A 6230-nucleotide genomic window follows, 5' to 3' on the forward strand; every position below is an offset into this window, starting at 1 on the left:
ACGAACGAAACCTGCAAAGTCTTCGCAGAACTATCAGATGCATAAATATCTCTAAATAAATAACTTATAAATAATAACATATTTATCCTACTTGACTAAAACGTCAACAGAACATATTCAAGAGGGAATTAACAAGATTATAAAGTTACTCGTGTGTTACCGTACTTCAAAACAAAGTACTGATTCTTAAAATGTTACATACTGTAATATAACTTATATGATAACTATTAAAATATACCTTGGTCTTTTATTGCACTATCTTTGTAAATAAAAAGTAATCTAAATATTGGTTGCTATCAAAGATGAGGCATGCTATAATAAAAGCAGTAGATTTAGATCTCATGTCAAAATAAAACACAGTATTGTAGATGAAAGAACTTTGCATAAGTAGGAAGATAAGAAAGAGAGATTCTTATTTTTTATCGTACTTTTGAATTGTTGCTTACAGAAAATCGTTATAAAATTACTATTATAATAAGATTATAATTATCTTTGTGTAAAACATGTAATCTATGGCAAAAATCAATCCTTTTATAACCAGTGGCTATATTTCGGCAGAGTACTTTTGTGATCGTATCATTGAAACTGCCACATTAACACGCTATATAACCAACGGTAACAACGTAGCTTTGATATCTCCCCGCCGTTTAGGAAAAACGGGGCTGATAGAACATTGCTTTCATCAAAAACAAATAAAGGAAGCATATCATACATTCTTAATTGATATATATGCGACAAAGAATCTTCAAGAGTTTGTATTTGAACTTGGAAAAGGTATTTTGAACGGTTTAAAGCCACGTGGAAGAAAAGCGTGGGAAGTATTTCTCAAAAGTTTGTCTTCTCTTCGTACCAGTATTTCTTTTGACTTCAGCGGTAATCCAAGTTGGAATCTGGAGATGGGAGATATAAAGACTCCTACCATTACTCTTGATGAAATATTTCATTATTTGGAACAAGCAGATAAACCTTGCTTAATCTCCATTGATGAGTTTCAAGTTATTGCTAAATACCCGGAAAGTGATGTTGAGGCTACACTACGAACACATATCCAACACTGTTCTAATGCGAAATTTATTTATGCCGGTTCGCAACGACATATGATGGGAGAGATATTTACCAGCCCATCACGTCCGTTTTATCAGAGTACGGCTATCATGGAATTATCTCCTATTGATATAGATATTTATACGGAATTTATAAAAAAGCACTTTACGGAGAATAAGAAAATAATTACTGAGGAAACAGTTCAAGAAGTTTATCAGCGTTTTGAAGGAATAACTTGGTACATTCAATTTCTGGCAAACTCACTTTATGCAATAACTGCTGAAGGTGAAGAATGTACAGTTGATAAAGTGAATACTGCAGTTGATAATATTTTGGCACAATTGAATTTTACCTATTCTTCGCTTTTGTTTCAACTTCCACCTAAACAAAAAGAAGTTCTTATTGCTATTTGCAAAGAAGGGAAGGCGCAGGAGATTACTTCCTCCAAATTCTTGAAAACTTATAAACTGACTGCCAGTTCTGTACAAGGAGCCATTAAAGGACTTTTGGATAAAGATTTTGTAACTAATGAATTAGGTGTGTATAGCATATATGATAAGTTCTTTGATATTTGGCTGAAGAAACAGATAAGTTAAAAGCTAAATTTACTTATCGACCGGCTGCTTATACTGGATTCATCATATTCCTTAAATTAAAAAATAATATAGCCCAAGTATACATTAATATAATGTAGCTTGGGCTATATTTTCACTATTGTAGAATGAATGGATAGAATCTTATACGATAATTAATTTGCAGTCGAAACCGGTAGGTTATTATCCCATCCTTCATTTTGTTGCGTCATATATCCCGCATTTATTTCTGCCGCAGGAATAGGAAATACAAATTGCTGAATATCAAATGGTTCATATCCAACAAGAGCAACTTTATCTCCCATTCGACGTGCATCATAGAAACGATGACCTTCACCTGAAAACTCACGGATACGTTCTTCCGATATAAACTGCAATAAATCAGCTTGTGTTGTAGGCAAATCAGCTATTGACGTAATATCTTTGTTACGTTTTGCTGTATATAATAAATAATTTTGCGCCAATGGAAGATTGTTCTGGCGTGTATAAATCTCCGCAAGTATCAAGCTCATTTCCGATTTACGGAAAATAGGAATGTTACTCGTTGCAGCGGATGTTGGAAGCCCTTGGTATTTCAGTGTCTTGGTACCATTCAGAAGCCCTTTTCGGATATCGTTATTCTCATACAAAGCGATGGTGGAATTAGTTAGAGTTGCACCATAAGAACCGTATAAAGTATTCAAAGAATTGGCAGATAGATTATCAGCTTCCGTCTTAGCTATAGTAAACAAGTCTTCATCTGTAATGGCTAATGAAGTCCACATAGAGACATAAATTTCATCACTTGGGATATTGTCATTACCTGTACCATCTCCTTTGCCCTTTAACTCAATCGCTTTTTTTGCAGCACCTTCAGCTATCGAGTATTCTCCTAAAGACATATACACACGTGCTTTCAATGCTTGAAGTCCCATAGAACCCATATAAAATGCATTGGGTTCACTTACAACTTGAGTTGCTTCATTCAAGCAGGTTTCCGCATTGGTTATGTCAGAAGTAATCTGTTCATAAGTCTGTAGAATGTTGGAGCGATCAATTTTTGTAAATGGTTCAATAGGTTCTTCTTTTACTAACGGCAATCCCATATTGTCAGTACCTATATGGTAAGGCTTTCCAAACAAATTGACCAGATAGTAGTTAGCTAAAGCCTTTAACGCATAGCATTGTCCCATATAAAGGTTAATGTCTGCAATATCTTTTTCGGTAAGAAATAGACTTTCTGCTTTGGCAAGCACATCTTTTGCACCGGCGATTGTACGTGTGGTACGGTCTACTACCTGCAAACCATAATACCACATGTCTTCAAGTTCCGCATCAGTATCAGAGATAATCCAATTGCTTTGATAATAAAAATGCCCGGTACTTGAACTACCGTTACTCACGCCACCACAAAAATCACCATATGCTACGGCATAGTTTCCAAGAAACCGGTAACTTCCTAAAGCGTAGTAAGCACCGTTCATTCCGTTTTGGATATCTTGCACGCTTTTATAAGCCTCATCTGTTGGTATTTGTTGGAAATTCTCGGTATCAAAATCGCATGCTGTCATGCCGAGTGTGAGAATCGAGAATAGCATCAGTTTATATATTCTTTTCATATAAATTTCTGTTTTATTATTTTTGTTCTAAATTCAGTCTATTCTATAATTAGAAACCTAAGTTTACGCCAAACATAAAGCTGCGCGGTGCAGGATAGTTCCAGAATTGTACCCCATCCGGAGTGACACTTGCCGGGTCGAAACCACGATAATTGTCAGCACAGAAAGTATACACGTTTTCTGCATTCATAAAGACGCGGCAACTTCTAATGAATGTTTTCTCCAACAATGATTTGGGTAGAGTGTAGCCCAATGAAATAGAACGTATTTTCAAATAGTCTCCATCCATCAAGAAACGCGACGATGCACTATTGGCATAATTACTTTCTGTTGTTAAACGTGGAACATCTGTTACATCACCTGGCTTTTGCCAACGATTGTCATAGACATATTCTGTAAAGTTTTGATAGAATGAGCCACCCAATTGTTCATCATAGTGTAAGTTATTACCATAGATTTTAGCACCTAAAGAGTAATTTAATTGTACTGCCAAATCTATGCCTTTCCAACTCAAGCCAGTACTGATAGAACCTGCAAAATCAGGATTGGGGTCGCCAAGATAGCGTTTGGCTGCGGCATTATAGTTAGCTGTAGTCTCATTTCCAGTTTCATTTTTGTACCACAATGCGTCACCGGTATCAGGGTCAACACCTGCATATTCTTTCATCTTAAATTGATAAATAGGATGTCCTACTTCAGTGATTTGGATACTGCCTTCAATAGGGTCTGGAGTACTTAATTTCTTTACTTCGTTTTTATTGAATGCTCCTGTCAAAGTTATGTCCCATTTCCAATCTTTAGTAGTAATTAACAGAGCATTTAGGCTGGCTTCAAAACCACTATTCGCCAATTCACCAATGTTCTTATAATAAGAACTTAAACCTGTTGTCATAGATACAGGTACGGCAAATACCATATCCTTAGTGCGATGATTGTAGTAATCCAATTCGATATTCAATCGGTTGAAGAGAGAAATATCGACTCCGACATTGAACTTATTTGTTTGCTCCCATTTTAAATCAGGATTACCAAATTGTTCGTGAGCCATACCCGGCAAATTGTTATAGTTATACCCAAATCCAAACAGATTGCGGGATGCATACCATGAGTTCTTTGTTGTTTGGTCACCAACTTCCTGATTACCTGAAGTACCGTAACTCATACGCAAGGTTAGATTTGTTAACCAATCTTTTGTGTTTTCCATAAAGGCTTCGTTAGAGATACGGTATTTGGCACCAACAGACCAGAAAGGAGCCCATCGGTTGTTGCTACCAAAGCGTGATGAACCATCATAACGGAAACTTCCAGACAGATAATATTTGTCATTGTAATCATACTGCGCATTGGCAAAGAAAGAACACAATAATAGGTTATATTGATAAGTAGCAGCACTACCCGGTACGGCGGCATTAGAAACTTCATTGAGATAGTCTACCGGATAATTGGAGCCAGCCAGGTAAGCTTGCTTCATATTGATTTTCTGTCCTTCTTGTCCAAGTAGGAAATTTACATGATGCTTGTCTTTCCAAGTATCAATGTAATTCAATGTATTGGTTATGGAGAACTGGGTATTGACAGTTGTATTGTTCTCACCCATACCACGCATATCCAATCCTTGTGGTTGCATAAATGACCAATAGCCAAATTCATCCAATATTAACGCGTCAATACTGGCACGGGTATTCCAGAATATTTTATCAGTGAAGTTCAATTGAACAAATGGTGACAAAACCGCTCTATACTGTTTTGCAGTACCTTTATCTCCATTTTCACTACGTTGAGCTACCGGATTATAACCTGCATAAGATGTGTCCCAATTCCACTCGCCGTTTTCAGTACGAACAGGATTCATCGGGTTCATCATATAAGCCATGGTGATAGGATCTGACATATATCCACCACCGGAACCCATGTTTGTTTTGGTATACGAAAGGCTGGAATTTACCCCATATTTGACATATTTACTAGGCGCATGCTCTAAGTTAAAACGGAAAGAGTAACGTTCAAGGTCTTTTCCTATGATAAATGCCTCTTCATTCATATAATTCATAGAAACATAATATTTAGGGGCATTTTCAGAGTTACCCCCGCCACTAATGTCAAATCCATACTCTTGCACCAATCCGGTTCGAGTAACTTCATCTATCCAGTTCGTATCATATCCATACTCTTTAGCTTTACTGAGCCAATAACCATCATTCTCTCCTCCATTGCCAACTAAGGAAGTAAAGGCATCATAAAAGTCCCAAGCGCCAGTTTTGTCATAAGGAAGTCCCAGTCCTAATATTTGATTATAGTAGCCGAATGTAGATTCAGGACCAAAATCCGCGTAACCATTTAATAATGCCTCAATAGCCAATTCTTGATTTTGAGTTGTATTTGTAAGTTTATACCGGTTTGTATATGAAGGCATCGTCTCAAAGCCAACCTTCGCAGTGAAGTTTACTTGGGGTTTACCGCTTTTACCTTTTTTAGTGGTAATTACGATAACTCCGTTAGCAGCACGTGCTCCATAAATAGAAGTCGCTGTAGCGTCCTTTAATACTGTAATACTCTCAATGTCATTAGAATTCAACGAGGCCAAAGGAGAAACCTCTTGTCCTTCGCTGGAACGTACCCCGACTGCGTCGGCAAAGTATTGCACGCCATCTACTACATACAATGGTTGTGTTCCTGAATTTAAAGAGTTACGTCCTCTGATGTAAATAGTAGCCGGCGCACCGGGTTGTCCTGAGCCTACACTCATCTGTAAACCGGGAATAGTACCTTCCAATGCTTTTATTGGATTGGCATCATTTTTACTTTCTATTTTCCCTGCTCCAAGTGTAGTTGCTGCTCCTGTAAAAGCTGCCTTTTTGGTGACTCCGTATCCGGTTACGACAACTTCATCAAGTACTTCACTATCAGTTTTTAAAATAACTTTCACAGTCGGTCTTATTGCAACCTCTTGCGTCTGCATACCCACGAACGAAACCTGCAAAGTCTTCGCAGAACT

General features: G+C 37.2%; 3 protein-coding genes. 1 reads left to right on the forward strand and 2 read right to left on the reverse strand.

Annotated elements, in window-relative coordinates:
* The first annotated feature begins 512 nt into the window (after positions 1–512).
* A complete protein-coding gene (locus I2F54_RS16050) occupies positions 513–1640 on the forward strand; it encodes an AAA family ATPase (protein ID WP_195501903.1) in 1128 nt (375 codons plus the stop codon).
* Positions 1641–1792: 152 nt separating this feature from the next.
* Here I2F54_RS16050 and I2F54_RS16055 read toward each other — a convergent pair whose 3' ends face one another.
* Together I2F54_RS16055 and I2F54_RS16060 are read right to left on the reverse strand one after the other, a co-directional pair.
* A complete protein-coding gene (locus I2F54_RS16055; RefSeq protein WP_195501905.1) occupies positions 1793–3235 on the reverse strand; it encodes a RagB/SusD family nutrient uptake outer membrane protein in 1443 nt (480 codons plus the stop codon).
* Between the two features lie 49 nt (positions 3236–3284).
* Positions 3285–6215, reverse strand: coding sequence for a SusC/RagA family TonB-linked outer membrane protein (locus I2F54_RS16060; RefSeq protein ID WP_262894518.1), 2931 nt, complete (start codon positions 6213–6215; stop codon positions 3285–3287).
* Positions 6216–6230 lie beyond the last annotated feature (15 nt).

Source organism: Bacteroides clarus (assembly GCF_015555825.1).
Classification (GTDB): Bacteria; Bacteroidota; Bacteroidia; order Bacteroidales; family Bacteroidaceae; genus Bacteroides; species Bacteroides clarus.

Bases quoted from the DNA above. Each gene is read 5' to 3' on its own strand.
- I2F54_RS16050 (WP_195501903.1), top strand. From the start codon at position 513: ATGGCAAAAATCAATCCTTTTATAACCAGTGGCTATATTTCGGCAGAG.
- I2F54_RS16055 (WP_195501905.1), bottom strand. From the start codon at position 3,235: ATGAAAAGAATATATAAACTGATGCTATTCTCGATTCTCACACTCGGC.